At 69.2% G+C, this 26794-nt stretch carries 16 protein-coding genes and 1 pseudogene; 6 read left to right on the forward strand and 11 right to left on the reverse strand.

What is annotated here, in order from left to right; genetic code table 11:
• Nucleotides 1–14: 14 nt before the first annotated feature.
• The 5 genes from OHA61_RS05960 to OHA61_RS05980 all read right to left on the reverse strand — a co-directional run bounded on the left by OHA61_RS05960 (nt 15) and on the right by OHA61_RS05980 (nt 9616).
• Nucleotides 15–1508 (reverse strand): FG-GAP-like repeat-containing protein, encoded by a 1494-nt coding sequence (locus OHA61_RS05960; RefSeq protein ID WP_406302081.1) that lies wholly within the window; start codon nt 1506–1508, stop codon nt 15–17.
• Between the two features lie 84 nt (nt 1509–1592).
• A complete protein-coding gene (locus tag OHA61_RS05965; protein ID WP_406302082.1) occupies nt 1593–2138 on the reverse strand; it encodes a hypothetical protein in 546 nt (181 codons plus the stop codon).
• Nucleotides 2139–2973: 835 nt separating this feature from the next.
• On the reverse strand, nt 2974–4017 hold the full coding sequence (locus tag OHA61_RS05970) for a hypothetical protein (RefSeq protein WP_406302083.1): 1044 nt from the start codon (nt 4015–4017) through the stop codon (nt 2974–2976).
• 29 nt (nt 4018–4046) lie between these two features.
• Nucleotides 4047–5987 (reverse strand): DNA/RNA non-specific endonuclease, encoded by a 1941-nt coding sequence (locus OHA61_RS05975; protein ID WP_406302085.1) that lies wholly within the window; start codon nt 5985–5987, stop codon nt 4047–4049.
• Nucleotides 5988–6247: 260 nt separating this feature from the next.
• Nucleotides 6248–9616, reverse strand: a complete 3369-nt coding sequence (locus OHA61_RS05980) for an ALF repeat-containing protein (RefSeq protein ID WP_406302086.1) — start codon at nt 9614–9616, stop codon at nt 6248–6250.
• Nucleotides 9617–10169: 553 nt separating this feature from the next.
• Between OHA61_RS05980 and OHA61_RS05985 the strand changes: the two genes are divergently transcribed.
• From OHA61_RS05985 to OHA61_RS05995, 3 genes are all read left to right on the forward strand, one after another.
• The gene (locus OHA61_RS05985) at nt 10170–10697 is read left to right on the forward strand and encodes a hypothetical protein (protein WP_406302087.1); all 528 of its coding nucleotides are present in this window, start codon (nt 10170–10172) and stop codon (nt 10695–10697) included.
• A gap of 84 nt (nt 10698–10781) precedes the next feature.
• Nucleotides 10782–12986 (forward strand): trypsin-like serine protease, encoded by a 2205-nt coding sequence (locus OHA61_RS05990; RefSeq protein WP_406302088.1) that lies wholly within the window; start codon nt 10782–10784, stop codon nt 12984–12986.
• A gap of 265 nt (nt 12987–13251) precedes the next feature.
• On the forward strand, nt 13252–14349 hold the full coding sequence (locus OHA61_RS05995) for a hypothetical protein (protein WP_406307289.1): 1098 nt from the start codon (nt 13252–13254) through the stop codon (nt 14347–14349).
• Between the two features lie 308 nt (nt 14350–14657).
• Here OHA61_RS05995 and OHA61_RS06000 read toward each other — a convergent pair whose 3' ends face one another.
• Entirely contained in the window at nt 14658–15020 is a 363-nt protein-coding gene (locus OHA61_RS06000; protein WP_406302089.1) for a winged helix-turn-helix transcriptional regulator, read from the reverse strand.
• Nucleotides 15021–15058: 38 nt separating this feature from the next.
• Between OHA61_RS06000 and OHA61_RS06005 the strand changes: the two are divergent.
• Nucleotides 15059–15547 (forward strand): annotated as a pseudogene (locus tag OHA61_RS06005) (NAD(P)-dependent oxidoreductase); the annotation flags it as partial.
• A 77-nt stretch (nt 15548–15624) separates the two neighbouring features.
• Here OHA61_RS06005 and OHA61_RS06010 read toward each other — a convergent pair.
• Nucleotides 15625–16644: a bile acid:sodium symporter family protein gene (locus OHA61_RS06010; RefSeq protein ID WP_406302090.1), complete on the reverse strand. Its 1020-nt coding sequence runs from the start codon at nt 16642–16644 to the stop codon at nt 15625–15627.
• A 124-nt stretch (nt 16645–16768) separates the two neighbouring features.
• Between OHA61_RS06010 and OHA61_RS06015 the strand changes: the two genes are divergently transcribed.
• Together OHA61_RS06015 and OHA61_RS06020 are read left to right on the forward strand one after the other, a co-directional pair.
• The gene (locus tag OHA61_RS06015) at nt 16769–17644 is read left to right on the forward strand and encodes a LysR substrate-binding domain-containing protein (RefSeq protein WP_406302091.1); all 876 of its coding nucleotides are present in this window, start codon (nt 16769–16771) and stop codon (nt 17642–17644) included.
• 380 nt (nt 17645–18024) lie between these two features.
• Nucleotides 18025–19824: an AMP-dependent synthetase/ligase gene (locus OHA61_RS06020; RefSeq protein ID WP_406302092.1), complete on the forward strand. Its 1800-nt coding sequence runs from the start codon at nt 18025–18027 to the stop codon at nt 19822–19824.
• A 75-nt stretch (nt 19825–19899) separates the two neighbouring features.
• Here OHA61_RS06020 and OHA61_RS06025 read toward each other — a convergent pair whose 3' ends face one another.
• Genes OHA61_RS06025 through OHA61_RS06040 form a run of 4 tightly spaced genes read right to left on the reverse strand, consistent with a single transcriptional unit; the run spans nt 19900 to nt 26787 of the window.
• A complete protein-coding gene (locus tag OHA61_RS06025; protein ID WP_406302093.1) occupies nt 19900–20916 on the reverse strand; it encodes a chitinase in 1017 nt (338 codons plus the stop codon).
• A 5-nt stretch (nt 20917–20921) separates the two neighbouring features.
• Complete coding sequence (locus OHA61_RS06030) at nt 20922–22670, reverse strand: CBM35 domain-containing protein (protein WP_406302094.1); 1749 nt, start codon at nt 22668–22670, stop codon at nt 20922–20924.
• Nucleotides 22670–24856, reverse strand: a complete 2187-nt coding sequence (locus tag OHA61_RS06035) for a discoidin domain-containing protein (RefSeq protein WP_406302096.1) — start codon at nt 24854–24856, stop codon at nt 22670–22672. Before OHA61_RS06035 ends, OHA61_RS06030 begins: the two co-directional genes overlap by 1 nt.
• Nucleotides 24853–26787, reverse strand: a complete 1935-nt coding sequence (locus OHA61_RS06040; protein WP_406302097.1) for a glycosyl hydrolase family 28 protein — start codon at nt 26785–26787, stop codon at nt 24853–24855. The genes OHA61_RS06035 and OHA61_RS06040 overlap by 4 nt, the downstream gene beginning before the upstream one ends.
• Between the last annotated feature and the right edge of the window lie 7 nt (nt 26788–26794).

The raw sequence follows: 26794 nt of genomic DNA on the forward strand, positions 1-26794 counted from the left end.
GATTGATTTCCTGGCTACCAGCTGTCGGTGAGCCGGACAGGCGCGGCGAAGGTGCCGTCACCGTGGCCCGACCACCGGTACAAGGTGCCGGTAGCGTCGTTGCGAGCGATCAGGTCGGCCTTTCCGTCGCCGGCAAAGTCACCGGCGACGGTCTGGGTGAAGTCCCAGCCGCCAGTGAGCTTCTTGCGGGTGCTGAACGTGCCGTCGCCGTTGCCAGGCCACAGGTAGAGGTTGCCGGAAGAGTCCTTGGCGATCAGGTCGGCCTTTCCGTCGCCAGTAAAGTCACCGGCGACGGTCTGGGTGAAGTCCCAGCCGCCAGTGACTTTCTTGCGGGTGCTGAACGTGCCGTCGCCGTTGCCAGGCCACAGGTAGAGGTTGCCGGAAGAGTCCTTGGCGATCAGGTCGGCCTTTCCGTCGGCAGTAAAGTCACCGGCGATGGTCTGGGTGAAGTCCCAGCCGCCGGTGATCTTCTTGGGAGCGCTGAACGTGCCTGTCGTGCTTCCCGTCCAGAGCAGCAGTTCGCCCCTGGTGTTGCGTGCGATCAGGTCTGCCGTGCTGTGTGCGGTGAAGCTGGCAGCGACGTTTTGTGTGAAGTCCCAGCCATCGGTCAGCATCCTGGGTGAATTGAACGACCCGCCTTTGTTGCCAGTCCACACCGACAGCTGGCCGCGTGCGTCCGTGGAGAACAGGTCCGTGATCCCATCCCCGTTGTAGTCACCAGCCATCAAGTCCTGCTGAGACAGCGAGGTGACCACCTTGATCCAGGCGCCGAGGTCGTCGACACGGGCGCTGATGGCGCCAGTACGAGTCTCTGCAGCGTCCGTTCCCAGGCAGCCGCCCTGCCAGGAGCGGGAGTTGATGGCGACGAGTTCCGGCGTGCCGTTAGCCGTGCGCAGGGCTGGGCCTCCGGCGTCGCCCTTGCAGACGGTCGCGGTGTCGGAGCCGTTGAGGTCCACTGTCGTGTTCGTGGTGGAGGCGACGGTGAACGTGCCGGTGTGGAGCTTGCTGGGCACCCATTCGGTCTTGATGCGTCCGAATCCGGCAACAGTGAGCTGCTCGTTGTCGGCGGCGGGCGTGGTCGCCAACGGCACGGGTTTGATGGCCGGGTCCGTGATCCGGGTGGCGAGCCTGACGAGGACCAGGTCGCGGTCGGCGTGCGGGACGAGCGCGATGGCCTGCTGGACGCTGCCGTTGGTCTGGGTCAGGTCGGTGCGGCCTATGGTGACGGTGGTGGTGATGGCTGGTTTGCCTGCGGGGGGTTTGCCGTCCGCGGCGAAGCAGGTGGCCGCGGACAGGACCCACTGCGGGTCGACGAGGGTGCCGGTGCAGGCGGTCTGTTCACCGACGTTGATTTTCGCGACGTAGTTCAGCTGTGACGGGGCGTCGGCTCCGCTGAGTGCGGGGGCCGAGCCGGTGACGGCGGACGCGGGCGCGGCGCTCAGCGCCACGGTGGTCGCGAGCAGGGCAGCGGCCAGCGCGGAGAGGCGCAGGGGTCTGGTGTGTTGCATGACCTTGGTTTCCTTGGTGCGAGGTCTGCGCGTCCGGTGGGCACCGGACCGCAGCACGGCGGACGTTGGGGCGCTGACCGGGTGTTACTTGGTGGACCTGATCTCGACGAGCATGTGATCGCGGCCCTCTGTGTCCGCGGCCTCACCCACCGAGGTCCAGGCGTTCTTGGTGATGTCGAACGACTTCTCCTCGGTACCTACGGTCATGTCCACCGCGGTCGTGTAGTCGTTGCCCTTGATCGCGTAGACCGCGGGGATCTCCAGGGTCAGCCAGCCGGAGTTGCCCACCACCTTGAAGCAGATCTTGTCCGCCTTGTCGCGGGCCATGATCTCCAGGAGGCCGGCGCCACTCGCACAGTCGGCCAGGGTGATGTGCCCGTCGCCGCGCTTGAGGACGATGTTCTTCTCCGCGAGGATCTTGTCCGCCAACGGGTAGTTGAAGTCCTCCACCGCGTAACCGGGGGCCTCGTCGGCGACGGGGGTGGCCGCCTCGCCCGTGCCGCCGGTCTCGGCGGCAGCGCCCGCCAGCGCGAGCCACGCGAGGGCCCCGGCGGCGGCCGCGGCGCCGAGCGTGCGCGCTATGAATCTCTTCCGCTGTGGCTTCGCCGCATTTGCGGTACGTGCCTTCATCACATTCCTAAAGTCGTCGGTTCCGGTCGCTGGCGCCGGAACGTGGTTGTCAACGGGCATGAAGGCGACCGGAATAGAAATACAGCTCCCACTCCCCGGCGGGAGCATGACCACTTCCCAACGGTTCCTCCTTCGGCGTATCGCGCGAAAGGAAACCTCACCCATGCCCCGGGGAGCCGCTTCGGGCCTCGCAATCGAATCCTTCGATTCGATCTTTGTACACTTCGCCAATACCCGCAAATCGGCCGGGAGTTGAGGCTCGGCTGTGGTCCTCGCCGCCTTCGGGCAAGGTTGTACAGCCCTGCGTGAAGAACGCGTAAAGGATCTCGGGGCCACCCGCCCCCCGCGATAGCGGATAAACCTGTGCGGCGTGTCCGTCGAAACGACTTGACCACCTGCATGAAGGACAACTCGCCACGGAGGATGGCGTGCTGGGATGTATTGGGCCGGACGCGCGGCCTGCCCCGCACCGCCTCGTGACCAGCTCCAGCCGGGTCAGGTCACGCACCGCGGCCAGGACATGGGGTGGAGTCGGTGCGCTGCGTGGTGCGCTCGCGCACCAGACCGATTCCTTCAGGCGGGCCGGCGCGAGGTCGAGGAAGCGGTCAGCACGGTCGCCCTCGGCCAACTGGCGCACACTCACCCAACCTCCGCGCCGACCCCGCCCGCGCCACCCAGCTCCTGCGCGCACTGCTCGTCCTGACGAACCTCGAAGTCCACCGCTGACAGCCGACAGGTGACCTTCAGCGCAGACTGCCGCCCACGACCAGCAAGATCACCCCGACCGAACCTCCCGGAAGAGACGCTGACCAGCGACTTTCAAGATGGCGCACCCTCACTGGATCAGCTCGATGTGCGGATGATCCGGGGATGCCGGGCAGGTGTGGAGTTGCAGGTTGTTGCCGCCGGTGATGTCGATCAAGGTGAAGTTGCCGTCCTCCTCGCCCAGATGGTGCGGGGCCGGGGTCGTCCGTTCCTCCTCGGCGATCCAGGTCTCGCCGGCGCCGTCCCATTCCCAGGAGGCGATGGTGAGAAGCGGGACCGCCTCGGTGCCGCACTCAGTGCAGGAGCGGTCGACCGGGTCGGTGGGGCTCCAGCGGGTCCAGCCGCCGGTCTTCCAGCCGGGGGCGGTGCTGAGGTTGGTCAGGTAGAGCTCGCCCGGGTCGTCCGCGTACGAGTTGTAGTCGGCGGGGTCGATCGCCGACCAGCGGTCCATGTCGTCCAGCTGGTCCCGGAGCTCCTGGCTCAGCTCCAGAGGGTGGGGGTAGTCGGTGACCTGCTCCGGCGAGAACAGGCACGGCTCCGGGAGGTAGTGCCGGGACTGGATGACCAGCGGCTCGGGCGGTGCGTCGAGGACGTCGGCGACCGTGGCGGAGGAGCGCCAGAAGAGGGTGGTCCGGGGGTGGGCGGCCTCCTCGTGGTCGAAGGGGCACCACAGGACCTGGAGGAGGTCCGCGCCCGGCGGGCACGGAAGGGGGGCGTCGCGGGTGTAGAGCTGGGCGACGGGGAGGAGGGGGACCGGGGCGTCGGACCACGGGCGGCCAGCTTTGATCCGCTCCCAGGTCTCCCGTTCCTCGGGGGTGGCCGCGATGGCCTCGGGGTCGAGGCGCAGCCGCTCGGCCGATGCGGCGAAGTCGCGGCGGAGGAGCCGGACGTCGTCCGGAGAGAGGACGGTCGGCGACGCGTGCCGGTCGTGCGGACCGTCGCAGTACGGCCACGGCTCGCCGGCGGGCCAAAGGAGCGGCCCGCCGACGGAGCTGTCGTGCACGGTCGGCGACCCGGGGCGCGGGTGCAGCCGGGTCGCCGTACGCGCCAGCGGGGCCAGTTGAGGGAAGAGCGCGGTCACGTCGAATGGCCGCGGCGGGGTGGTGAAACTCATGCCGGCTCCCGTTGGCGCGAACTGGGGGATCAGTTACCGAGGTTGAGCGTCCCGGTGTTCCCCAGGGTGTTGGTGACATAGACGTTGGGGAACAGTTCTTCCACCGTCCCGTTGGCCCGTTCGATATTAGCGGTCATCGTGACGCCCAACGGGATGGTGCTCTTGGCGTCCTTGTAGACGGGGGTCACCTGGTAGAAGACCGCGTCGTTCGCCCCGAAATCGGCGATGGGGCCCTTGATCAGGTCCTGCGCCTTGGACTCGAAGGTCCGCATGCTGGGCGTGCCCGTGTTCATCCCGGACTGCCAGCAGGGGACGAGGTTGAACCGCGTGACCGCACTCGTGCCCTTTCCGCCGAGGACCTTCGGGATGAGATGGCACCGGGCCAGCGAGGACGTGGGTGAGTTCGCCGTCTTGAACGCCTGGGCGTCCAGCCAGCCGGTGATGTCACCGGAGGTCTCGGTGCCCTTGCCGAGATTCCGCCCCAGGCAGGCCTGCGCCCGGGTCGGCCGCTGTCCGGCCCCGCTGGTCGGAACGGTCTGCTGGACGAGAGCGACCGGCTCGGTGGTGTTCTTGAACCAGCCGTCGCCGCTGGGCAGCGCGCCGGCCGGCGCGGGGTCGTTCAGGCAGCCGGCCTGCGGTCCGGTGTCCGGCGTCGAGATCGTCAGCTCGAACCGGTCGTCGTCGATCACCCGCTGGTCCTTGAAGCCGTCGGCGAGCTGGGTCTCAGCGAACTGCTTCTCGGCGGGGGTGACATGGGCCTGCACGCAGGGTGAGGCGGGGTCCAGTTCATGGGCGTCGTTCAGGATGTACGTGTCCCACTCGCCGTTGCCCAGGTTGGGGATCACCTCGACGCACCGGTCGCCGGCGGCACCGCCCTCCTTCGCCTCGCCGAAGGGGAAGTCGCCGCAGGTGTCGGTGTCGACGAGTTCCGTCTGCGCCACGAAGCCGCTGCACGTGCTGGCGGTGCGGCCGGCCACGCCGCTCGTCGACCGGGTCAGGGGGCTGCCCTTCTTGCCCCAGGCACCGTCGAGTTTCTTCTGGGCCCACTCATACGCGGCCACGGCGCCACCAGGGTCGGAGCCCTGCGCGCTCATCGGCACGACGGGCATGACCGAGGGGACGGCACAGCCCGCTGACGAGGTGCCCCCGACCGCGTCGTCGCAGCGGATCTTGCGGGGGTTGTCCCACGAGGCGTTCGGATCGACGGCCGTGGCACCCGGGGAGGTCACGTACATCTTGTACGAGGTGGTGAACTCCACGTTGGTGTTGGCGGCGGGGGTCGAGGAGTAGGCGACGGAGCCGCTGACGGACTGGCCCAGGGTCAGGTTACCGCCGTACCAGGGCGCGGTCTTCGTCGTCGTGCAGCCGGTCGTGCAGGAGGCGCGGAACTTGGCGTTGAGGGCGGTGACATCGCCGCTCGCACTCGTCATCTTCACGGTGATCTGCTCGTTCCAGGCTGTGCCCTTCGCGGGAAGGGTCGCGCTGGCCGAGACCTGCAGGGTGCCGCGTCCGATCTCCTTGCCGTTGCTGTCGCGCAGGATGTAGAGGACGTTCACCCCCGTCACGCAGTACTCGAAGCGGTTGTAGGTGTAGGACCCGGGGTTGGTGATGTCGCAGCTGCCGGTGCCGGCGGCCGCGACCGCGGCCCGGCTCCGCTGTGGTGTCGCGGTGGCGGGGCTCGTGCTCACACACGCCTTCGCGGCGCCTGCCCGGCGTTCCTTCGAGCCTGCCTTCGTGGGCTCGCAGCGCTCCCCGGAATCCGCCCGGAACGCGGCGGTCTCGGTGAGGGGCGCGGTGGCCGGCCGGCCCGCCGAGTCGGGCCTGCCCACCCGCTGCGGCTTTTCTTCGGCCCCATGCTGCGCCGGGCTCATGCCGGTCGTGGTGAGCCCCAGCGTCACCACGGTCAGCAGTGCCAGTACGGTCGACCGGGCACGTCTCCGTCCTGGTCGTATCGAATGCATGATCGTCATACCTCTCCTTTGGTGTGGGTGCCCCGATGACTTCGGGTAAGGGGCAATGGGGGGCACCGGCACAGCGGTGCCTCCGGGCAACGGACAACTGCCGGATATCCAGGGGATCCGGACCGGCACGGTCAGCAGTTCGCCCGCGTGAGAGTCGTTCTCGTGCGGTGGGGACCGGCCGGCGCCGGCGGACTCGCCGGCGCCGGGATCGTCCGGGTTCGGGCCGAGGCCGTTCGGGTCGGCCGGGTCGCCGAGTGCTGCGACGCGGGTCAGAAGATGGACGACAGGACCTTGGTGGCCCCCGATACGACGTCCTCGCCGACGTCGGCGATCTTGCCGACGACGGGCTTGATGAGCTTGCCGCCGAGCGCCTTGTCCGCGGCACCGATCCACTTGGACTGGCCGAAGGTGACCAGGCTCAGGCCGGTGCCGATGGCGGATTCGATGAACTCGCTACTGGAGAAGCCGTGTTCGATGCCGGTGAAGAGGGTGCCGAGGGCGCCGGCGCCCATCGAGACCGCGGCGAAGAAGCCGGCGGCCGCGGCCGCCGGGGGGAACACGAAGGCGGCGAGGGCGCAGCCCGCGGCCAGGAACCCGGCGCCGACACTGATCGCGTTGAACGCGTCGGCGTAGAAGCCGGCGTCGTTCCACCACTCGTCGGCGTCCGCGCTGGTGCCGTTGGGGTTGATCTGGTCGTTGGTGTCCTTGTCGGCCGGGTCGATCTTGGCTTCCCGCTCACGTCGGGCCTTCTCGGCAGCCGCTTTGGCAGCCGCCTTGACCTCGGCCTCACGCTTGGCCGCAACGATCTGCTTGGCCTCGGTGGCCGCAGCCGCCGCCGTCGCCGCGTCCTTGCCCGCCGCGATCGAGGAGGCGCGGGCGTCGGCGGCCGAAGCCTGGGCGCTGTACGACGACCTGAGGGCGGAGCGGGCGGAGTCCATCGCCTTGTTCGCCGAGTAGTTCGCGGTGCGGGCGGCACCACGGGCGGTCGACGCCGCGGCGCTCGCCTTGTTCGCGGACGCCTTGGCGTCGGCCGCGGACTTGTCGGCCGCGTCCGCGTTCCGCCTGGCCTCGTCGGCGTAGTTGTCGGCCTTGGCCGCGGAGTCAAGTGCCTTGGCCGCCCACTCCTTGGCCTCGGCGGCGGCACTCCGGGCGTCGGCGGCGGCCTTCGATGCCAGGGCGGCGTTCTCCTGCGCCTTCTCGGCGATCTTCGCCGCAGCCGCGATGGCGCCGCGGATCGCGGCGACATGGGTGGCGGTGTCGTGGTCGAGCTGGGCCGTCCGGAACTGCACCAGGGAGACGAAGTTGCGGCGCATCCAGGTGGGCCCCTCCATGGCCACCTCGGCGTACGCCTTGGTGAAGGCACCCCCGGTGTTCATCAGTGTGACGGTGAGGACCGCGTCGTCCTCCCGTATCGCCTCGGGGTAGTCGTGGTCGAAGAATTTCTGCAGTGCTTCGGTGGTGTTGAGGTCGAGTGCCTTGTTCGCCGCGACAGTGACGGCCTTGCCGGGGTTCGAGTCCAGGATGCGAACGATCGCCACCCGGTTGTCCTCGTCGGAGGCCTTCTTCATGCCGCTGGTGAGGAAGTCGCCGACCGCCTTGGAATCGGGGCTCTCCAGGGCGCCCTGGGCCGCTGCGGCGATCTTGGGGCCGGCGATCGTGGCCACGTGGAGCGTGGTCTCCCGGTCGTCCTGTTTCTGAGCCAGGAGCCGGTCGAGGTCGATCCACGCGTACACGTCGTCGTCCGTGCCGGAGAGTGCGTACTGGGCCGCCTGCCGGGTCCAGGCACCCCTGGAGCTGAGCAGGGCGATGGCCGCCTTGCGCCCCTGGACCGCCGCGACCGCCATGTCGTTCGCCGCCAGCGCCTGCTCGGCCTTGGTGATCAGGTCCTTGGTCTTCTGATCGGTCTGCTGGGCCTGGGCGACTTTGTTCTGATAGGCAGTCAGCTCCATCGTCTCGATCTCGGCGAGCAGTCTGACCTCCTCGATGGCCTGCAGTTTGTCCTGCTCAAGGGTTTCCGCCTCGGCTTTCCGCGCGTTCTGCTCCACCAGGAGGGCGTCCGAGACGGCCTTGGTGGCCGTGTTGGCGGCCAGCACGGCCGCCGCCGCGTGGGCGGTGGACTTGTTGGCGTAGTCGACGGCCTTGCCCGCGTACTTCACGGCCTCCTCGGCGGCGGCTGCCGCCTTGTCGGCGTGGTCCGCCGCGGAGTTGGCGGCGTCCCGGGCGGTGCGGGCGGCCGCGGCCGCGGTGGTGGCGAGGGTATGGGCGGTGGAGGCGGCATTGGTGGCCCGGTTCGCGGCGCTGGACGCGATCGCGGCCTGGCGCTTGGCCTCAGCGGCCTCCGACTGTGCGGCGCCGGCGGCGTTGCCGGCCTGGGCGGCGGCGTTCGCGGCGGCGGCCGCGTTGCGTGCGGCTGAGGCGGCGGCGGAACCGGCGGCGGCGGCCTTGGTTCCGGCGACGGCGGCCTGGTCGGCCGCCTTGGCCGCGGTACGCGCCTTGGCCGCGGCGTTGCGGGCGGCGACCGCCGCGTTCTTGGCGGCCTCGGCCTTGCCGGCGTCCTTGGAGGCACCGATCGCGGCATGGAAGGCGCGGGCCGCGGCGCTGCCGGCGTTCGCGGCGGCCTGGGCGGCGCCGGTGGCGGCCCAGGAGGCACGACGGGACGCCGACACAGCGGCGTTCGAGGCGTTGATGGCGTTACGGGCGGCATCCGCCGCGCCCTTCGCGGCGCCCGCCGCCTTGCGGGCCGCCGCCCCGGACTTCTGCACATCCTCCTTGGCAGCGGCTGCTTCGGCGGCGGCTTTCTCCGCCGCCTCCTTTGCCTTCTCCGCGGCGGTCTGGGCGCGCGCGGAGGCCTCGACGGCCAGGTTCGTCTGGCGCTCGGCGCGCTTGCCCTCCCGCTCGACGACGGCGACGAGCTCCTCGATCGTCGCCGACTCCTGGTCCCGGGCACGGGCGATGTGCTGCCCGGTCTCGATGAACCACTCGACGTCGGACGCGGTGCCGCTGAGGGCACGGCCGGCGTACTTCTGCACTTCCGGGCCGGCCTGCATCATCATGGCGGAGACCTGGACCCGGGCGTCTTCCAGGCGTGCGTCGTACTGGGTGTCGGTGAGGAACGCGGTCAGGGTCGGCTGGGTGCCGGCGGTCAGGGCGGCGGTGGCGGCTCGCTGGACCGCCTTGTCGCCGGTGCCCGACACGATGGTGGTGGCCACCCGGAGGTCCTCGAGGATGGCGGGTTTGAAGCCGTCCCTCAGGAAGTCGGCGATGGCGGCGTCACCGTTGTCGAGGGCGGCGACCGCCTCACGGCGCAGGCCCTTGCCCGCGCGGTCCAGGCTGCTGACGATGGCGACGCGGTTGTCCTGCACGGTCTGGTTCGGCAGCGTTTCGGCCAGGAAGGTCTGGATCTCGCTGTCGGAGCCGAACAGGGCCTCGGCGGCTGCGGCCTTGACGCCTCTTCCGCCCGATATCCAGGCCTTGACCACCTTCGCCCGCTCGGTGTCCGGCAGCGGGACCGGATCGGGCGCCGTGCCCTCCGCCGCGGCGGCGACGGGGGCGAGGAGCACCGAGGGCGTGGAGGCCACGGCGGTGGCGGCGGCGAGCGCACCAAGCACGCGGCGCCGGCTCCAGAAAACTGTCTGCATAAGAGCGTTGTCCTCGTGTGAGCTGTTGACAGAACATGTCGGATCTCACTGGCAGGGCGGTTTCGACGTGCCCGCGGGATGGAATGCCAATGGATGCGAAGTAGCGCGTTGGCGGCGCCTCTTGTGTGCTGGACCATATCAACTGCCCATACAGCAAAAGCCAATTGGGGAGTCCGATCCTTCAAGGCACTTTGGAACTCCGGCTCCTGACTGCGCCTCAGGGATCCTTTACATGCCCCTCACAATCTTCCGTACAACCTTTACGAAGTGTGGCGGAGATCATGACTGGCGCATGGCGATTGCCCCAGTGTGCGTGGTTTTATGCACTCGACCTGGGGTTCACTTCGTGTTTGCATGGCGAAGCGGATGAAGATCACCAGGACAGGGGGCCTCTCGCCTTGAGAGGTAAGACAACTGCCTGCCAAGGTAGTTGGGGCATACCCAGCAGAGCGATGTCTATATCGCATTCCTGTGCACCCGAAAATTCGAGCCCGGTGATGAGCATCCGGTCGTCAGCGACGAACTTAGGGATGCAATGAAGGAAAACAGCAGAATGTCCGTGAAGCCGCAGCGCAAGCGGATTGCGCTGCGCGCACTGGGCGCGGCCGCGGTCGGCGCCCTGGCTTGGATCACGGCGACCACGGGCATCCCCGGCGGGGCGTCGCAGCAGACGAGCCCCACCGCACTGGTCGCGGAGGGCGCCCCCGGTTACGCGGTGGAGGACTTCAACTACCCGTTGGCGGACAAGATCCTCGCGGAGAAGAACATCGTCCTCAAGCGCGGCGACGGGCACATCACCCTGGCCGACTGTGCGAGTGGCGCCGGCCTCCTGGAGATCATGGCCCGCGACAAGGCGGACAAGATCTGCTTCAAGGTGGTGGGCAACTCCGGCTGGCTGACCCTGGAGATCCCCGCGGTCTACGCGATCAAGGGCAACGACTACACGACCGCGGTGGACATGACCGTAGGTACCGAGGAGAAGTCGTTCGACATCACCAAGAACGCCTGGACCTCGGTGGGTGAGGCCGCGGACACAGAGGGCCGCGATCACATGCTCGTCGAGATCAGGTCCACCAAGTAACACCCGGTCAGCGCCCCAACGTCCGCCGTGCTGCGGTCCGGTGCCCACCGGACGCGCAGACCTCGCACCAAGGAAACCAAGGTCATGCAACACACCAGACCCCTGCGCCTCTCCGCGCTGGCCGCTGCCCTGCTCGCGACCACCGTGGCGCTGAGCGCCGCGCCCGCGTCCGCCGTCACCGGCGGCACCGCCTCCGCCGACACCACGTACGGCTACACGGCGCGTCTGGACATCGGCGACAGCACCCGCGGCTGCTCCGGCACCCTCATCGACGCCGAGTGGCTGCTTACGGCGGCCAGCTGCTTCGTCGACAACCCGGCCGCCGGCCTGGCGGTGCCCGCCGGCGCCCCGAAGCTGAAGACCACCGCCGTCATCGGCCGCGCCGACCTGACTGGCGCTCAGGGCGCGGAGCGCCGCGTCGTGGAGCTGGTCCCGCGCACCGACCGTGACGTGGTCCTCGCCCGCCTCAACCGCCCGGTCGCGGGCGTGGCCCCCATCGCCCTGGCCACCTCGGCCCCCACTGCGGGCGAGCAGCTGACGTTCGCGGGATACGGACGTACGAAGGACGAGTGGGCCCCGCTGAAGCTGCACACCGGCACCTACACGGTGGACTCCGCCGCCCCCACCACGGCCGCGGTCGCCGGCAAGGACGGTGCGGCCGCGTGCATGGGCGACTCCGGCGGCCCCGTGGTCCGCGTCATCAACGGCACAGCCACCCTCGCTGCCCTCAACAGCCAGTCCTACCAGGGCGGTTGCTTCGGCTCCGACACCTCCGAGACCCGCACCGGCGGAGTCACCGCCCGCGTCGACGACCTGGCCTCCTGGGTGAACTCCAAGATCGGCGCCACCCGCATCACCGACTTCAACGGCGACGGCGTCGAGGACATCGCGATCTCCGACCCCAAGGCCACCGTCGGCGCCGACGCCGACGCCGGAGTGGTCCGGATCGTGTACGGCGGCGGCAAGGGCACCGCCGAGATCAACCAGGACCTCGACTGGGTGCCCGGCAGCGCCGAGGCGTCCGACTGGTTCGGCGAGGCCCTCGCAACTGTCGACTACAACGAGGACGGCTACACCGACTTGGTCGTCGGAACCCCCTCCGAGGACCTCGGCACCGCCGCCGACGCGGGCACGGTCGACGTGCTTTACGGCGGAGCCGGCGGCCTTGGCACCGGCACCCAGAAGGTCACCCACCTGGAGCAGGGCACCGGCGCGGGCGCCATCCTTGCCTCGGCCGCCGAGGCGGGCGACCGCATGGGCCACGCCATCGCCGCCGGCCGCACCGCCGAGGGCGAGCCGTACCTGGTGATCGGCGTCCCCGGCGAGGCCCTGGGCACCGTCACCAAGGCGGGCATGGCCTTCTACCTGCGTGGCACCACCAACGTCTCGGTCCACCAGGACAAGACGGATGTCCCGGGCGTCGCGGAGGCGAACGACCGCTTCGGCGCCAGTGTCGCGGCCGATGCACACCGCATCGCCATCGGCGCTCCCAACGAAACCATCGGCACTCTGGCGGACTCCGGCGGCGTGGCGGTCTTCTCCCACACCCTGCACGCCGACGGCCACCCCAAGCCCTTGTTCGGCCTGGACCAGGACCTCGACACCGTCTCCGGCGCTGCCGAGGCCGGCGACGAGTTCGGCGCCTCCTTGTCCCTGGTCGCGTACCGCCCGTCAGGCGCCGCGTCCGCCACGGACTCGTTCCTCGTGGTCGGTTCGCCCGGCGAATCCCTGGCCGTGAGCGGCGTCGAGAAGGCTGACGCGGGCCGCGTCGTCACCTTCCGCGTCACTGCCGCGGGCACCTACAGCGAGGTCGACGCCCTCTGGCAGGGCACCGGCGACGACACCGTGACGGGTACCGCCGAGGCCGGTGACCGCTTCGGCGAGAAGGTGACCGCCGTCAACACCGCACCGCGCGCCACCAGCACTGTCTCGACTCTGCGGGTCGCGGTCGGCATCCCCGGTGAGGCCGTCGGTACGGCTGCCAAGGCGGGCGCGGTCCAGACGTTCCCGCTCCTCGGCACGGCCGGCGATTCCGATGTCTGGATCGAGGCGGGCAGCGCCGCCGGTCTGCCCGGCACCCCCGGCGCCAACCAGTACGTGGGCAGGAGCATCACCTTCGCAGGCACGAACCTGTACATCGGCATGCCGTACGGCCCGTCCCTCGGCGCCGTCCACGTCCTGCCCTGGTCGAACGTGAGCGGCGGCACGAAGGCAGCCGTCACCACGTACAAGCCCGGATCAGGCGGCCTCCCGCCGGTCGGCGGGCGCTTCGGCTACGTGGCCAAGTAGGCCTGTCCGGTCGTAGTTGACGCATGGGAACCCCCGAAGACCCAGCATGGGTCCTCGGGGGCTCCCGCTTATTGTTCTCCGCGTCCACTCCCGAGGTGGGGTTCCCAGGAGTCGGACCGCCGGTTCCGTACCGGCAGCCCGTGGCGGGACGTTGAGGCGCCATGCTCTGCGGCCCCTCGGGTTCCTGGTGGTGCGGCAAACTGTGTGGGCTTACCACGTGGTGACCGTCCCTGAGAAGGGACAGGAAAGAGAAGTAGGGAAGATCGTGGGCAAGGGCGGGGCGTCCATACCGGACGAGGAGTGGGAGCGCTTCCTGCGGGAAGCTGAGGCCGGGACTTCCGGGGCACCTGAGGAGCCATCGGCGCGGGCCCGAATGGTGGCGCGGCGGCTGCGTACGGAGAGCGGCCGGCCACAGGGGTGGCGGACTTACCAGCCGGCCCGGCGGCGACGGGGCGCAGGCTGGTACGTGGTCGGTCTGCTGGTCGCAGTCGGATTGCTGGCCGTGGCGCTGGACCCGGGCAGGGTGGTGGGCTGGTTCGGTGGCGGCGACGGTGGGAAAGCGCCGCTCGCCGCGGAGTCGGACCGTCCAAGTGGGCCGCCCGCGGACCAGGGTCCAGCCCAGCTGCCCACCATCGAGAAGCCGTTCAGAGGATCGCCCGCGGACCAGTGGGGCAACGGGGCGGAGGGTGTCCACTTGCCTGAGGCGCGGCCGACCGGCTGGATGAGCCGGGAGCAGGTCGCGCAGGCGCTCGCCCGGACGCAGGAATTCCTGACCGGGACCAATCTGGATCCCGGTGTGCTGCGCGGGGAGCGCCCCGGGAATGCGATCGCGTTGATCAATCCGCATCAACGTGACGTCCAGGACTACCTGGCGGCCGCCCTCCGCGCGCCCAGTCGGCAGAGTGATCCCCTGCTGCTGTTCAGCCGCTTCACCACGACGAAGGTGCGTCTTGTCGGGAACGTGATCAAGTCACGAGGCCGGATCACGTACCGGGAAGGCGAGCGCGGCGCGGTCGAGGTGACTGCCGACGTCACGTACGTCTATCCGGTCGTACGCGCCGCAGCGGGGAGCGACGAAGTGGCGCGCACCATCGTGCGCCGCGAGATAGTGATGAGCTGGGACAACCCGGCGAAGGTGGTCACAGAGCCGGGGACGTTCTCCCTTGTCTCCTACAAGGTGGACACGACCAACGGCGGCTGCGACAACTCCACCGGCTACTTCACCCCCGAGTTCAGGGCCGAGCGAGCGGTCACAGGCTCGGGAGACGGCCATGAGGTCGACCCGTACGACCGGAGCAAGCCGATGGATACACGCATGCGGGAGGCCGGGGAAGGGGAGTGCGGGACCGCCACACGATCGTGATCGACAGCGACTTATGGATGTTGGCGGAGCGCTCAGGCGTGTCCGCCGACGTGGTGCGCAAGTTGGAGCAGCGCCGGAAGCACAGCGCGCGACTGCCAACGTTGCACGCGCTGACGACGTGTTCCGGCGGGAGTACGTCGACCATGCGCGAGTGACCCGCGCTGAGTAGCCCCGACCCGCTGAGCGACGGCAGCAAGACAGTTCAGCGCGTCGGCAACGGCCCCGTTCGCGTGTTGCCCCCGTGGCGCATGGGCGGGGCTACTTTGCGTCCCGCCGCTCGTCGCCGACCAGCACGTTCACAACAGACCCTAGCCCGCCTTCTCCTCCGGCCGCCGAATGGTCGGCCGCTCGCGGCCCCAGGCGGCCAGCGGCTGAAGTGCGTCATTGAGGCGCATGCCGTCCTCGGTCAGCGAGTACTCGACGCGGGGCGGCACCTCGTCGTAGGAGACGCGGTGCACGACGCCGTCCGCTCCCAGTTCACGCAGGTGCGAGGCCAGCACCTTCTCGGTGATCCCCGGAAGCAGTCGACGCAACTCGCCGAAGCGACGGTGGGGATGCTCGTGGAGCGCCCAGAGGATCAGCACCTTCCACTTGCCGCCGATCACCTCCATCGCGGTATCGATCCCGCAGACGTGTCCGTCTGGTGTGCCCGGCCGGTTCAGCGTCGTCATGCCCCACCCTTCTGACGTGCTCGCTCACCCCGAGGTAACCAAAAACCGGCGGCTTCGTCTTCTACAGCGGCTCGCGGGAGCTGTTCGAGCGGCACCAGGAGACCCTGAGCGTCCCGGCCGGCACTACCTACGTCGGCGAGGACGCCGGCTTCGCGGCCCTGCACGACGTGGCCCTTCTCAGCGCCATGTACGGGATGTTCGCCGGCGCCGCGCACGCCTTCGCCCTGATCCGCAAGGAGGACATCGACCCCGCGGCGCTCGCCCCGCTGCTCGCCGACTGGCTCGTCGCGATGGCCCCGGCAGTTCACCAGACCGCCGACCAGTTGCGGAGCGGCGACTACACCAAGGGCGTCGTCTCCAACCTCGCCATGCAGGTGGCTGGCACGCCTACCTTCCTGAGCACCGCCGAGCAGCAGGGTGTCAGCCCGGAACTGCTCAGCCCCTACTTCGAGCTGATGCGCCGCCGCCTGGCCGAGGGCAGCGGCGAGGAGGACCTGACGGGAGTGATCGACCTGCTGTTGAACTGACCAGCCACTTGCCGCCGCAGAAGCGACCGTGCAGTGTGTCCCGCCCGGTCAGACACCAGGCGGGACAGAACACCTACTTACGAACATCGGGCAGGGGCGGGGTGGGCGAACGGCACCGCGGTCACCGCGTCCCGCGCACGCCGCTTCGCGATCACCGCGCACACCATCAGCTGCATCTGATGGAAAAGCATCAACGGCAGCACCGCCACACTCGCCTGCGCCCCGAACAGCACACTCGCCATCGGCAGCCCCGCCGCCAGGCTCTTCTTCGAGCCCGCGAACTGGATCGCGATCCGGTCCTCCCGGCCGAAGCCGAGCCGCTTCGCGCCGTACCAGGTCAGCGCCAGCATCGCCGCGAGGAGCAGCGCCTCGACCAGGAGCAGCGCACCGAGGCGCAGGGGCGTGACCCGGTGCCAGACGCCCGCGACCATGCCTTCGCTGAAGGCGGTGTAGACGACGAGCAGGATCGAGCCCCGGTCGACATGGCCGAGCGCCTTCTTGTGGCGGAGCAGGAAGCCGCCGATCCATCGCCTGAGCACCTGCCCTGCCAGGAACGGCACAAGCAGTTGCAGGACGATCTTCAGCAGGGAGTCCGCGGAGAAGCCGCCCCCGGTGCCGCCGAGCAGCAGGGCCGCGAGGAGCGGGGTCAGGACGATGCCCGCGAGGCTGGAGAAGGAGCCCGCGCAGATCGCCGCGGGGACATTGCCGCGGGCGATGGAGGTGAAGGCGATCGAGGACTGGATCGTCGACGGGACGAGGCAGAGGAAGAGCAGGCCGCTGTAGAGCTGCGGGCTGAGCACCAGCGGTTCGAGGCTTCGGGCGGCGAGGCCGAGCAGCGGGAAGGCCAGGAAGGTCGCGCCCAGGACGGTCAGGTGGAGCCGCCAGTGCCGCAGCCCGTCGAGGGCCTCGCGTGTGGACAGTCGGGCGCCGTACAGGAAGAAGAGCAGGGCGACCGCGCCGGTCGAGGCTCCGCCCGCGATGTCCGCCGCCGCTCCCGACGCCGGGAGCAGTGCCGCGAGGCCGACCGTCCCGAGCAGCGCCAGGATGTACGGATCGACCGGCAGCCAGGACGGCAACTGCAACGTGCGGGGGCTCATGGGCTCCACTTGCTCTCGGGTCAGGATGTGCCAACCCCATGCTGCTTCCGATGGGGGCGATCGGGAATCCCGTATACCGCTCTGACTGTCATCACGGATCGCGATGACGCGCTAACCTCGAAGCATGTACGACCCGGCCCAGCTGCGTACCTTCCTCGCGGTCGCCCAGACCCTGAGCTTCACCCAGGCCGCGCGTCGGCTCGGTCTGCGTCAGTCGACGGTGAGCCAGCATGTGCGGCGGCTGGAGGAGGCGACCGGGCGCCCGTTGTTCACGCGGGACACGCACAGCGTGGAGCTGACCGAGGACGGCGAGGCGATGCTCGGTTTCGCCCGGACGATCCTGCAGGCGCACGAGCGCGCGTCCGCGTTCTTCGCGGGCACGCGGCTGCGCGGGCGGCTGCGTTTCGGGGTCTCGGAAGACTTCGTACTGACCAGGCTCCCGGAGATCCTTCAGTCGTTCCGGCGTGATCATCCGGAGGTCGATCTGGAGCTCACGGTCGAGCTGTCGGGCATCCTGCACAGGCGGCTGGAGGCGGGCCGGCTCGATCTGGTGCTGGCCAAGCGGCGGGCGGGTGACACGCACGGCGAGCTGGTCTGGCAGGACGCCCTGACCTGGATCGGCGCCCCGCAGCTGCGGCTGGACCCGGACCGCCCGGTCCCGTTGATCGTCTTTCCGCCGCCGGGGATCACGCGCGCCCGCGCTCTGGAGGTCCTGGAGGCCGACGGCCGCGCCTGGCACATCGCCTGTACGAGTACGAGCCTGAGCGGTCTGATCGCGGCGGCGCGCGCCGGGCTCGGCGTGATGGCCCACACCCGCGGGCTGATTCCGCCGGGCCTCGTCCCGGTTCCGGGCCGCGCGGGTCTGCCGGAGCTCGGCGATGTGGACTTCGTCCTGCTGCACGGCCGCCGTGCGGGAGCGGACCGGGAGGCGCGGGGGGCGGCGGACGCTCTGGCGGCGTCGATCCTCACGGGCGGGGACCGGTTGCACCGCGGTCGGTGACAGCGGGCCGGCGAGGGCTGGGGCGCAGCGGCAGACGGCTTCGGCGCAGCGGTTTTCGGTACGATCGCGACCGCCCGGCCCGCCGCATCGACGCCCTGGAGACGGCGCAGGTACGGACCAAGGCCCCCGTACCCGTAGAGCGACGGTGAGCGCACCGTACAGATTCGGTGGAGATTCCGGCCCGGCGTACTTACCGTGGGGTCAGAACTACACCCGAGCCTGCACCATGTTGCCGGACATCTGCGCCTGACCTGTGGTGATGCCATTCGTCCACAGTTCATGAAGCCCCTCCCGCCCCGCGGCGGCGTGGGGTAGCGTCACGGCGCTGTGCGGGGAGCGCCACGAGGAGCAGGCCATTGCGCGAGTTCACTGTCCCACCCATGGCCGCGGCGCCTCAGGTAGGCGGACTTGCGGACGCGGTCTTCGACCATGCCGATGACGATCCCGAGCGGGTCGCCCTCGGCCGCAAGGACGCGGCGGGCAACTGGCAGGACATGACCTCCGCGCAGTTCCGCGACGAGGTGCTGGCCCTGGCCAAGGGGTTGCTCGCGCACGGTGTGCGGTTCGGGGACCGCGTCGCGATCATGAGCCCCACGCGCTACGAGTGGACGCTCTTCGACTTCGCGCTGTGGACCGTCGGCGCCCAGTCGGTGCCGGTCTACCCCACCTCCTCCGCCGAGCAGGTCTTCTGGATGCTGCACGACGCCGGGGTCTCGGCCTGCATGGTCGAGCACGAGGACCACGCCATGACCATCGGCTCGGTCATCGACCGGCTGCCTCAGCTGAAACGGCTGTGGCAGCTGGACGCCGGGGCCGTTGCCGAGTTGGTGGAGGCGGGCGCGCACATCGACGACGAGGTGGTGCACCGCCACCGGCGTGCGGTGACTCCCGACTCGATCGCCACCGTGATCTACACCTCCGGCACCACCGGCCGCCCCAAGGGCTGTGTGATCACCCACTCCAACTTCATGTTCGAGACGGACACCCTGATCGAACGCTGGGAGCCGGTGTTTCACTCCAAACCCGGCGACGAGGCCTCGACCCTGCTCTTTCTGCCGCTCGCCCATGTCTTCGGGCGGATGGTCGAGGTCGCGGCGGTGCGCGGCCGGGTCAAGCTCGGCCATCAGCCGGTGCTGCAGGCGAGTGCGCTGCTGCCGGATCTGGCGGCGTTCCGGCCGACGTTCATCCTGGCTGTGCCGTACATCTTCGAGAAGGTCTTCAACGCCGCGCGCCGCAGGGCGGAGGCCGAGGGGAAGTCGGGCCCGTTCGACAAGGCCGTCGATGTCGCGGTGAGATACGCCGAAGCGACGGAGCACCGGGCCTTCGGGCTCGGCCCGGGACCGTCAGCCGGGCTGCGGATGCAGCACCAGTTCTTCGAGAAGGTCGTCTACGGCAAGGTCCGTGACGCGATGGGCGGCCGCGTACGGCACGCGATGTCCGGCGGCTCCGGCATGGACCGGCGGCTCGGGCTCTTCTTCGAGGGCGCGGGCGTGACCGTCTTCGAGGGATACGGACTCACCGAGTCCACCGCGGCCGCGACCGCGAACCCGCCGGAGCGCACGCGCTACGGCACCGTCGGCCAGCCCATCCCCGGCACCACGGTGCACATCGCCGAGGACGGCGAGGTGTGGCTGCACGGAGCGCATATCTTCGGCGGTTATCTCGGCGACCCGAAGTCCACCGACGCCGTACTGCACGACGGCTGGCTGGCCACCGGAGATCTCGGGGCGCTCGACGAGGACGGCTATCTGACCATCACCGGGCGCAAGAAGGAGATCCTGGTGACCTCGGGCGGCAAGAGCGTCTCGCCCGTGGGGCTTGAGGAGCGGGTGCGCAACCATCCGCTGGTGGCGCAGTGCATCGTCGTCGGCAACGACCGTCCCTACATCGCGGCGCTGGTCACTGTGGACCAGGAGGCCGTCGACCACTGGCTCGCCATGCAGAACAAGGCACCGCTCGAGCCCGCCGAGCTGGTGCGCGACCCGGATCTGGAGATGGAGATCCGCCGGGCCGTGGTGGCCGCCAATACGCTGGTGTCCAAGGCCGAGTCGATCCGTACGTTCCGGATCCTGGCGCATCCCTTCAGCGAGGAGCACGGTCTGCTCACCCCCTCGCTGAAGCTCAAGCGGAAGGCGATCGAGGCGGCGTACTCGGTCGAGGTGGACGCGCTCTACCACTGACGTGAACTGCCCGGCGCGGGGCAGGAGTTCCGCGCCGGGCAGCGGTCGGCGAAGGCCGGTGCCGCCGACGGGGTGTCAGCCCCCGTACTGGGCCACGATCTTGGTGTACGCATAGGGGGACTGCGAGACACCGCTGCAGGCGTCCGCGTCCCCGCCCGAGCCGCAGCTGCGGTCGCGGTTGACGGACCAGAAGGAGTAGCGCGCGATGTGGTGCTGCTGCGCGTACGCGAGGATCGTCCTGAAGTCGTTCAGCGTGACGGTCTCCCCGGCCACGTCCGTCTTGCCGTTCATCGACGAGACGCCGATGTGCTGGTAGGCGGCGGAGTCGCTGTATCCGTACGCACTCTTGACCGCGCTCTTGAGGCCTTCGAGAGCACTGACCGAGGCCTGGCCCATCGTGCCGCTGTGGCCGCCGAAGTCGAAGGGCATGATCACCCAGGCGTCCGCGGCCAGACCCGACCTGGCGCCGCGCTTGATCAGGTCCTTGCCCGTGGCGTCCGGGCCGCCGGGGGTCGTGCCCATGGTGATGTAGGTGACGATGCCGGGGTTCTTCTGCTCGACGATCTTCAGCGCGTCGACGACCCGCTGGCGCACGGTCGCGTTGCCGAATTCGCTCGCCTCGATGTCGATGTCGAAGGCCTTGAGCCGGTACGCGTCGATCACCTTCTGGTACGCCCCGGCGAGCGCGGTGGCGCTGGAACACTTCTCGCCGAGCTTCGCACCGCTCCAGCCGCCGACGGAGACGACGATGTCGCCGCCCGCCGCGCGGATGGACTTGATGGCCGACTCGTCGGAGCCGCCCTTGAGGGCGCGGCTGCCGTCCCACTTCGGGTTGCAGCCGCCGTCGGAGAGGATGAAGGCGAGCGTGAACCACTTCACGCCGGTGGCCGCCATGACGTCGGTCGGCTTCTGGGGGCTGCCCCAGCCGAGATATTCGTACGGTGCCGCGGCCATCGCGCCCGAAGCTTGCTGGGCGGCGCCGGGTGCCGCGCCGGCGGCCGCAGGGAAGGCCGCCAGCACCAGTGAGCCGAGCAGTCCGGTGACTGCGGCGCCGATCGTGGAGTTACGGAGCCGTGTGGTGGGGGGTCGCACGTCTGTTATCCCCTGTCGAGGTAGTCGATGTTGGGTGCGCCGTTCGCCGTGGTGGCGGTGACGCGTACTGTGTTCGAACCCGCCTTGAGCGGGACGCTGAGGGTGGAATCGGCCCAGGTGGTCCAGGCCCCGGTGCCGTCGAAGGCCCGGCCCGCGGAGACGACGGCGCCGTTGACGGAGACATCCATCGGCCGGCCCGCCGTGGTGCCGTTGGCGTAGCGGATGGTCAGTGCGGCATCCCGGGCGGTCGCCGATTCGACCGTCCACTCGACATACGCGCCCGCGGCGTTGGCCGTGTTGACGAAGCCCGTGCCGCTGAAGCCGCCGTGGTCGGTGTCGACGGTCGAGCCCGCGCTGAAGGAGGCGTTCTCGGCCTCGTACCGGACGGTGGTGCCCGACTGCGGGGTGGCCCGGATCAGCCGGGTCTCCCCCGGGCGCAGGGTGACGCTGTACGAGCCGTTGACCAGGCCGCCGCTCTGGCCGGACCAGAGGTCGGTGACGGCAGCGGCGCCGGAGAAGCCGACCTGGGACCAGTTCACGGCGACGGTCTGGTTGCCGGAGGTGCCGGTGTTGAAGAGGGCGACGATGTAGTCGCCGTTCTGCTCGCGCTTGCTCCAGACCTGTTGGGGACCGGAGTTGACGATGCGTCGGGCGGCGATGCCGTCCTGGTTGACCGCGATCAGCCGGTCGTTGGTGAGCATCGCCTTGTCGGTGGCGCTGAGTGCGGTGAGGTCGGTGCCGAGCAGCAGCGGGGAGGCGGCCATCGCCCACAGCGTCATGTGCGAGCGTCGCTGGTCGGCGTTGAGGCCGACCTGGTCGCCGTTGCCGATCTCGAGTGAGTCCAGGTCGTTCCAGCCGCCGGGTCCGGCGTACTGCTGCCAGTTCGCCGCCGAGTTGAACCGTGAGGTGATGTGGTTCCAGTCGGTGAGCGGGAAGCCGCTGCCGTTGGGTCCGGGGCCGCAGTAGCACTCGACATCCCCCTGCGTGCGCCAGCTGTTGGCGAGCTGTCGCCAGGTGGGGGCGTCGGCGATGGCGAGGTTGTTGGAGAGGGCGTAGTTGATGGGGCGGCCCGATGCGCGCAGAGCCTTGTCCCAGGCCCGCACGTCGGGAATGTCATGGCTGCCGACGCCGTCGATCTTGAGGTAGTCGACTCCCCAGGAAGCGAACTGGCGGGCCCAGGAGTTCACGAACTCCTGGGAGCCGGGCTTGCTGTAGTCGATGTAGTACATGTTCTTGCAGTTGTAGTTCTTCTCCAGCTTGGACGTGTCGGCGATGTCCTTCGCGTGGTACGAGGTCCCTTCGATCGGCGTGTTCCTGGTGACGGCGTTCTTGGCGATGCCGGGCGTGACGTAGAAGCCGAACTTCAGCCCCTTGGAGTGGATGTAGTCGGCGAGCGCCTTGATGCCCGAGGGGAATTTCGCCGAGTCGACGGCCCACCGCCCGTACTGGTCGACCGTGAAGCCGTTGGAATCGCACTTCTGGTAGAAGTCGTCGAGGTTGACGTGGATATAACCGTGTTCCTTGAGACCGCTGCCGACCAGGGCGTCCGCCTGGGCCTTCAGCTTGGCCTCGGTGGGCTGGCGGCGTACGAAACTCCAGCTGGACCAGCCCATCGCGGGCCGGAGGGACAGGCCGTTGTCGGACGCGGCGGCCGGTGGCGGGGCCGAGGTCAGCCCGGCGGCGGCAAGAGGTATCGCGAGCGCCCCCACCAGCAGGGCTCTGAGGGGCGGGGGGTTTGGGGGGCGTCCCCCCATTAGACGCAGCATGGCGCCTCCACATCGAGGTGGTCGAGGTTGGGTGCGCCGTTCGCGCCGGTGGCGGTGACGCGTACGGTGTTCGCCCCGGCGCTGAGCGGGACGGTCAGGGTCGAGTCGGCCCAGGTGGTCCAGGCGCCGGTGCCGTCGAACGCCCGGTTCGCGGAGACGACCCTGCCGTTGACGGAGACATCCAGTGGGCGGCCCGCCGTGGTGCCGTTGGCGTACCGGATCGCGATCGAGGCGCTGCGGGCGGTGGCCGACTGCACCGTCCACTCCACATACGCACCAGCCGTGTTGGGCGTGTTGACGAAGCCGGTGCCCGTGAAGCCGGTGTGGTCGGAGTCGACGGTCGAGCCAGTCGAGTAGTTCGCGTACTCGGCCTCGTAGCGGCCGGGCGTCGGAGTCGTGCCACCGCCCGCCGCGTAGGCGCTGCCGATCCAGCTCTCGTCGATCCGCAGCCGTTTGTAGCGGGTCGAATCGCTCGATGCCGCATGGGTGTTGACCACTTCGAGGCGGACATGGCGGGTGGTGGTCGCGGGGATGTCGATAACGGCGACGCCTCGGCGGCTGGGCAGGGTTCCGGTCGTGACCGGGCTTCCCCAGGTGGTGCCGTCGTTGCTGACGTACACCCGGTAGTCCCTGATCCGGGCGGACTGTTCGGTGCCCGAGCGTGCGTAACTGACGGAGTCCTCACGCTGGTTGACGCCGATGTACTGCACCCGCTTCGCGGATCCGAGGTCGAAGCGGAGCGAGACGGGCGTGGTCTTGTCGCTGTCCCAATAGGTGCGGTAGTCGCCGTCGGCGGCGGCCGCGGCTCCGTGTCCGCCCGCCGACGCGCCGGCGCTCATCGTGTACGAGGTGGCGGGGACGATGCCTTCGCGTCCGGCCGTGGTGACCTTGAAGACGGTGTCGTACGGGTCCCAGCTGCCAAGTCCGGTGAGGCTGAGCGTGCCGCCGCTCTGGCTGTACGCGATGGGCGCCCCGGTACGGAGGTTCCTCACACCCGTCACCCGATAGCCGTTGTCCCGCAGCCGCAGGGTGGAGGCGGACGGCGGGGTCAGCACATGGATGTAGTGCTTGTCCGGGTCGGTCCTGCTGACGGTGGTGACGCCGTGGGAACCGTCGTTCCAGAACCCGGGGGCGAGGCCGCCGTGCAGGTAGCCGCCGCCCTCGGTGCCGTGCAACGACTCGGCGATGGCGTCGAGATAGCCCTTGGCAAAGTTGTTGAACGCGGCCTGATTGCCCGGGAGTCTGCCGCCCACCATCGCCGTCTCTGCCATCAGCGCCTTCACCGAGGAGCCGGCGTTGGTGATGAGCCGGCCGAGGGTGAGCCTGCGGTCGACGGCCGGATCGGAACCGGTGTACCACCACGATCCCGTGGAGGGGAGCTTGAAGTCGGCCTCGACCAGCCGGGGCGCCGCCGTGTAGACGGCTTGCGGGTAGTCGTACGACGGGCTCATCCCCGTCTTCTGCTCATTGCTGATCATGTCCATGATCGGCGTGTCTTCGTTGTTGTTGCTGATCGTGTAGTTCGGGCGCTTCTGGTACACCTGCGCGTAGAGGTTGTGGCTCTCCCAGTACGCGTTGTCGTTGTCGATCCAGAAGCCTCCGAGCTCCGGATAGCGGTCCATGACCTCGAAGAAGTTGTCGTAGCTGAACTCCCCGAAGCCGTCGCGGCCGGTCAGATCGACATTGCGGCCCTTGTACTTCGAGTACGCCGCCGAGTCGAGCCACTCATGGCCGCCCTCGTCGTGCCACTGGGGGTCGTCGGTCATGTAGAGGATCGTCTTGAGGCCCTTGGCCTTGGCGGCGGTGATCAGCTCACCGAGGAAGTCGCGCTTCGTACTGCAGCTTCCGGGGATCCTGGACGGCCAGGGGCGGGCGTAGCCGAGGCGGCTGTGGAAGGTGGCGAGCACGAGGTACTGGGTGTGCAGCTTCTGTGCTTCCTGGACCCAGTAGTCGGGCGTCCAGCCGCCGCCCGTGACATCGGACTCCCACTGGCTGCAGCTCGTGTGCGAGGGAGCGGTGCGCTGCCCCCAGTGCAGGAAGAGACCGCCGAGGGAGGAGCGCAGGAAGTCCTGGCGCGGGTGTTCCAGATCGGCGCGGGCGGGGCTCTGCAAGGTCAGCGCGCCGAGGAGCAGCGCGCCCACCAGCACCAGCCGCGCCAAGAGGCGTCTGGTCATGCCGGGCCGTCCAGGAAGTCGAGATTGGGTGCGCCGTTCGCGGTGGTGGCGGTGGCACGGACGGTGTTGGCTCCGGCCTTGAGGGCGACGGGCACGGTGACCGTGCGCCAGGTGGTCCAGGCGCCGGTGCCGGCGAAGGGGGAGGCCGCGGCGACAGTGACCCCGTTGACGGCGATGTCCAGCGGGCGGGATGTGGTGGTGCCGTTGGCGTAGGCGATGACGAGATCGGCCGTGCCCGCCTCGGAGGCGTTCACCGTCCACTCCACGTACGCGCCCACGGTGTTGGGGGTGTTGACGAAGCCCGCGCCGGAGTAGCCGGTGTGGTCGGAGTCGACGGTCGAGCCGGTGGAGTACGTGGCGTTCTCGGCCTCGTACCGGGTGGGCGAAGGTCCGCCGCCGCAGTTCTGGCTGGAGCCGGTCTGGCTGATCCGCAGCGCGCCCCCGTTCGTGTTGGCGCTGCCGGCGACGCAGTAGCCGTTGACCGTCTGGAAGAGCAGGTCGGACGGGCTGTTGCTGCCGCGCTGCGCGGTGAAGCGGTCGAAGCGGACGCCGGTGCTGTTGTCGGCGATGACTGCGGGCCTGCCGTCGTTCGCCGCGAAACGCACCTCGCTGTCGGTGAAGCGGACGTTGTCGGCGCCCCGGATATACCAGCCGTAGGCGGGGCGGGTGCCGATCGCCTTGGGGTTGTAGTCCGTCGGGTCGTTGCTCGGCGGGTTGGTGGACATGGTGCCGTTGCCGCCGGGCACCGTGATGTCGACGTTTGTGAAGGTGATGTCGTGGATGCGGCCGCTGCCGGACTCGCCCCACAGGGTCGGGGAGAAGGACGGGGTCGTGCCGTTGGCCTTGATGTTGGTGTACGTGATGTTGCTGATGGAGCCGACGCCCGGGTTGTTCCCGCACCGTTTTCTCGTACCGACCTTCTGCATGATCGGCGAGCGGACGTCGGTCATGGTGATGTCCTTGTAGTGGACGTCGGAGATCTTGGCGCCGTCCATGGAGACCAGACCGAGGCCGGACTTGTCCGAGCCCTTGATGGTGATCCGCTCGAAGCGGTAGTCGGAGAAGTCGCCGCAGGTCTCGGAGCCGAACATCAGCGCGTTGCAGCAGCCGGCCGAGAGATAGGAGTCGGTGACGGTGACATGCCCGTTGTTGAGCTTGGCGCCGAGCGCGTAGTCGCTCTTGAAGGCGAGAGCGTCGTCGTTCGCCTCCAGATGGGCGTTTGTGATCTTGACGTTGGTGGTGGAGATGATGTTCCAGCCGTCGCGGTCCATCGCCGTGTCGATGGTGAGGCGGTCGGAGACGACGTTGTCGCAGTTGTTGATGAGCGCGGCGAAGTGTCCGCCCTCGCGCAGGGTGATGCCGCTGAGGGTGAGGTTCTTGCAGCGCGTCAGCGAGATGATCTTGTCGGCCTCGCCCGGCTTGGGGTTGCCGGTGATCAGCGCGCCGTCGCCGTCGATGACGCCGGAGCCGGTGAAGCCGATATTGCTGAGGTTGTCGCCGTAGATCATGGCGTTGTGGAAGTGACTGTGGCCGTAGTCCTGGTAGTCGTCCCACTGGTTCGGCTCGGGCGGGTCATAGGTGTCAGCGCCGTTTCCGCTGATCGTCGATCCCGCGTCCAGCTGCAGGGTGACGTTGCTCTTCATCCTGATCGTTTTCTTGGACTCGTACGTCCCCGAGGGGAAGCGGACGATTCCGCCGCCCGCCGTGTTGGCGGCGGTGATGGCCTTGTTGATGGCCGCCGTGTCGTTGGTGGAGCCGTTGCCGACCGCTCCGTAGTCACGGACGTTGAACTCGGCCGCGGCGGGTGCGGGTGCCGTCGCGGCCGCGGTCGGCGGCGTTTCGGGCTCAGCCCCCGCCGGAGGCTGGGCGATGCCCAGCGCCAGCGCGAAGCCCAGAAAGGCGGTGGCGGCGGTTCTCCGTAAGCACTTCATCGTCGTC

It is taken from the genome of Streptomyces sp. NBC_00885, from assembly GCF_045207475.1.
GTDB lineage: Bacteria > Actinomycetota > Actinomycetes > Streptomycetales > Streptomycetaceae > Streptomyces.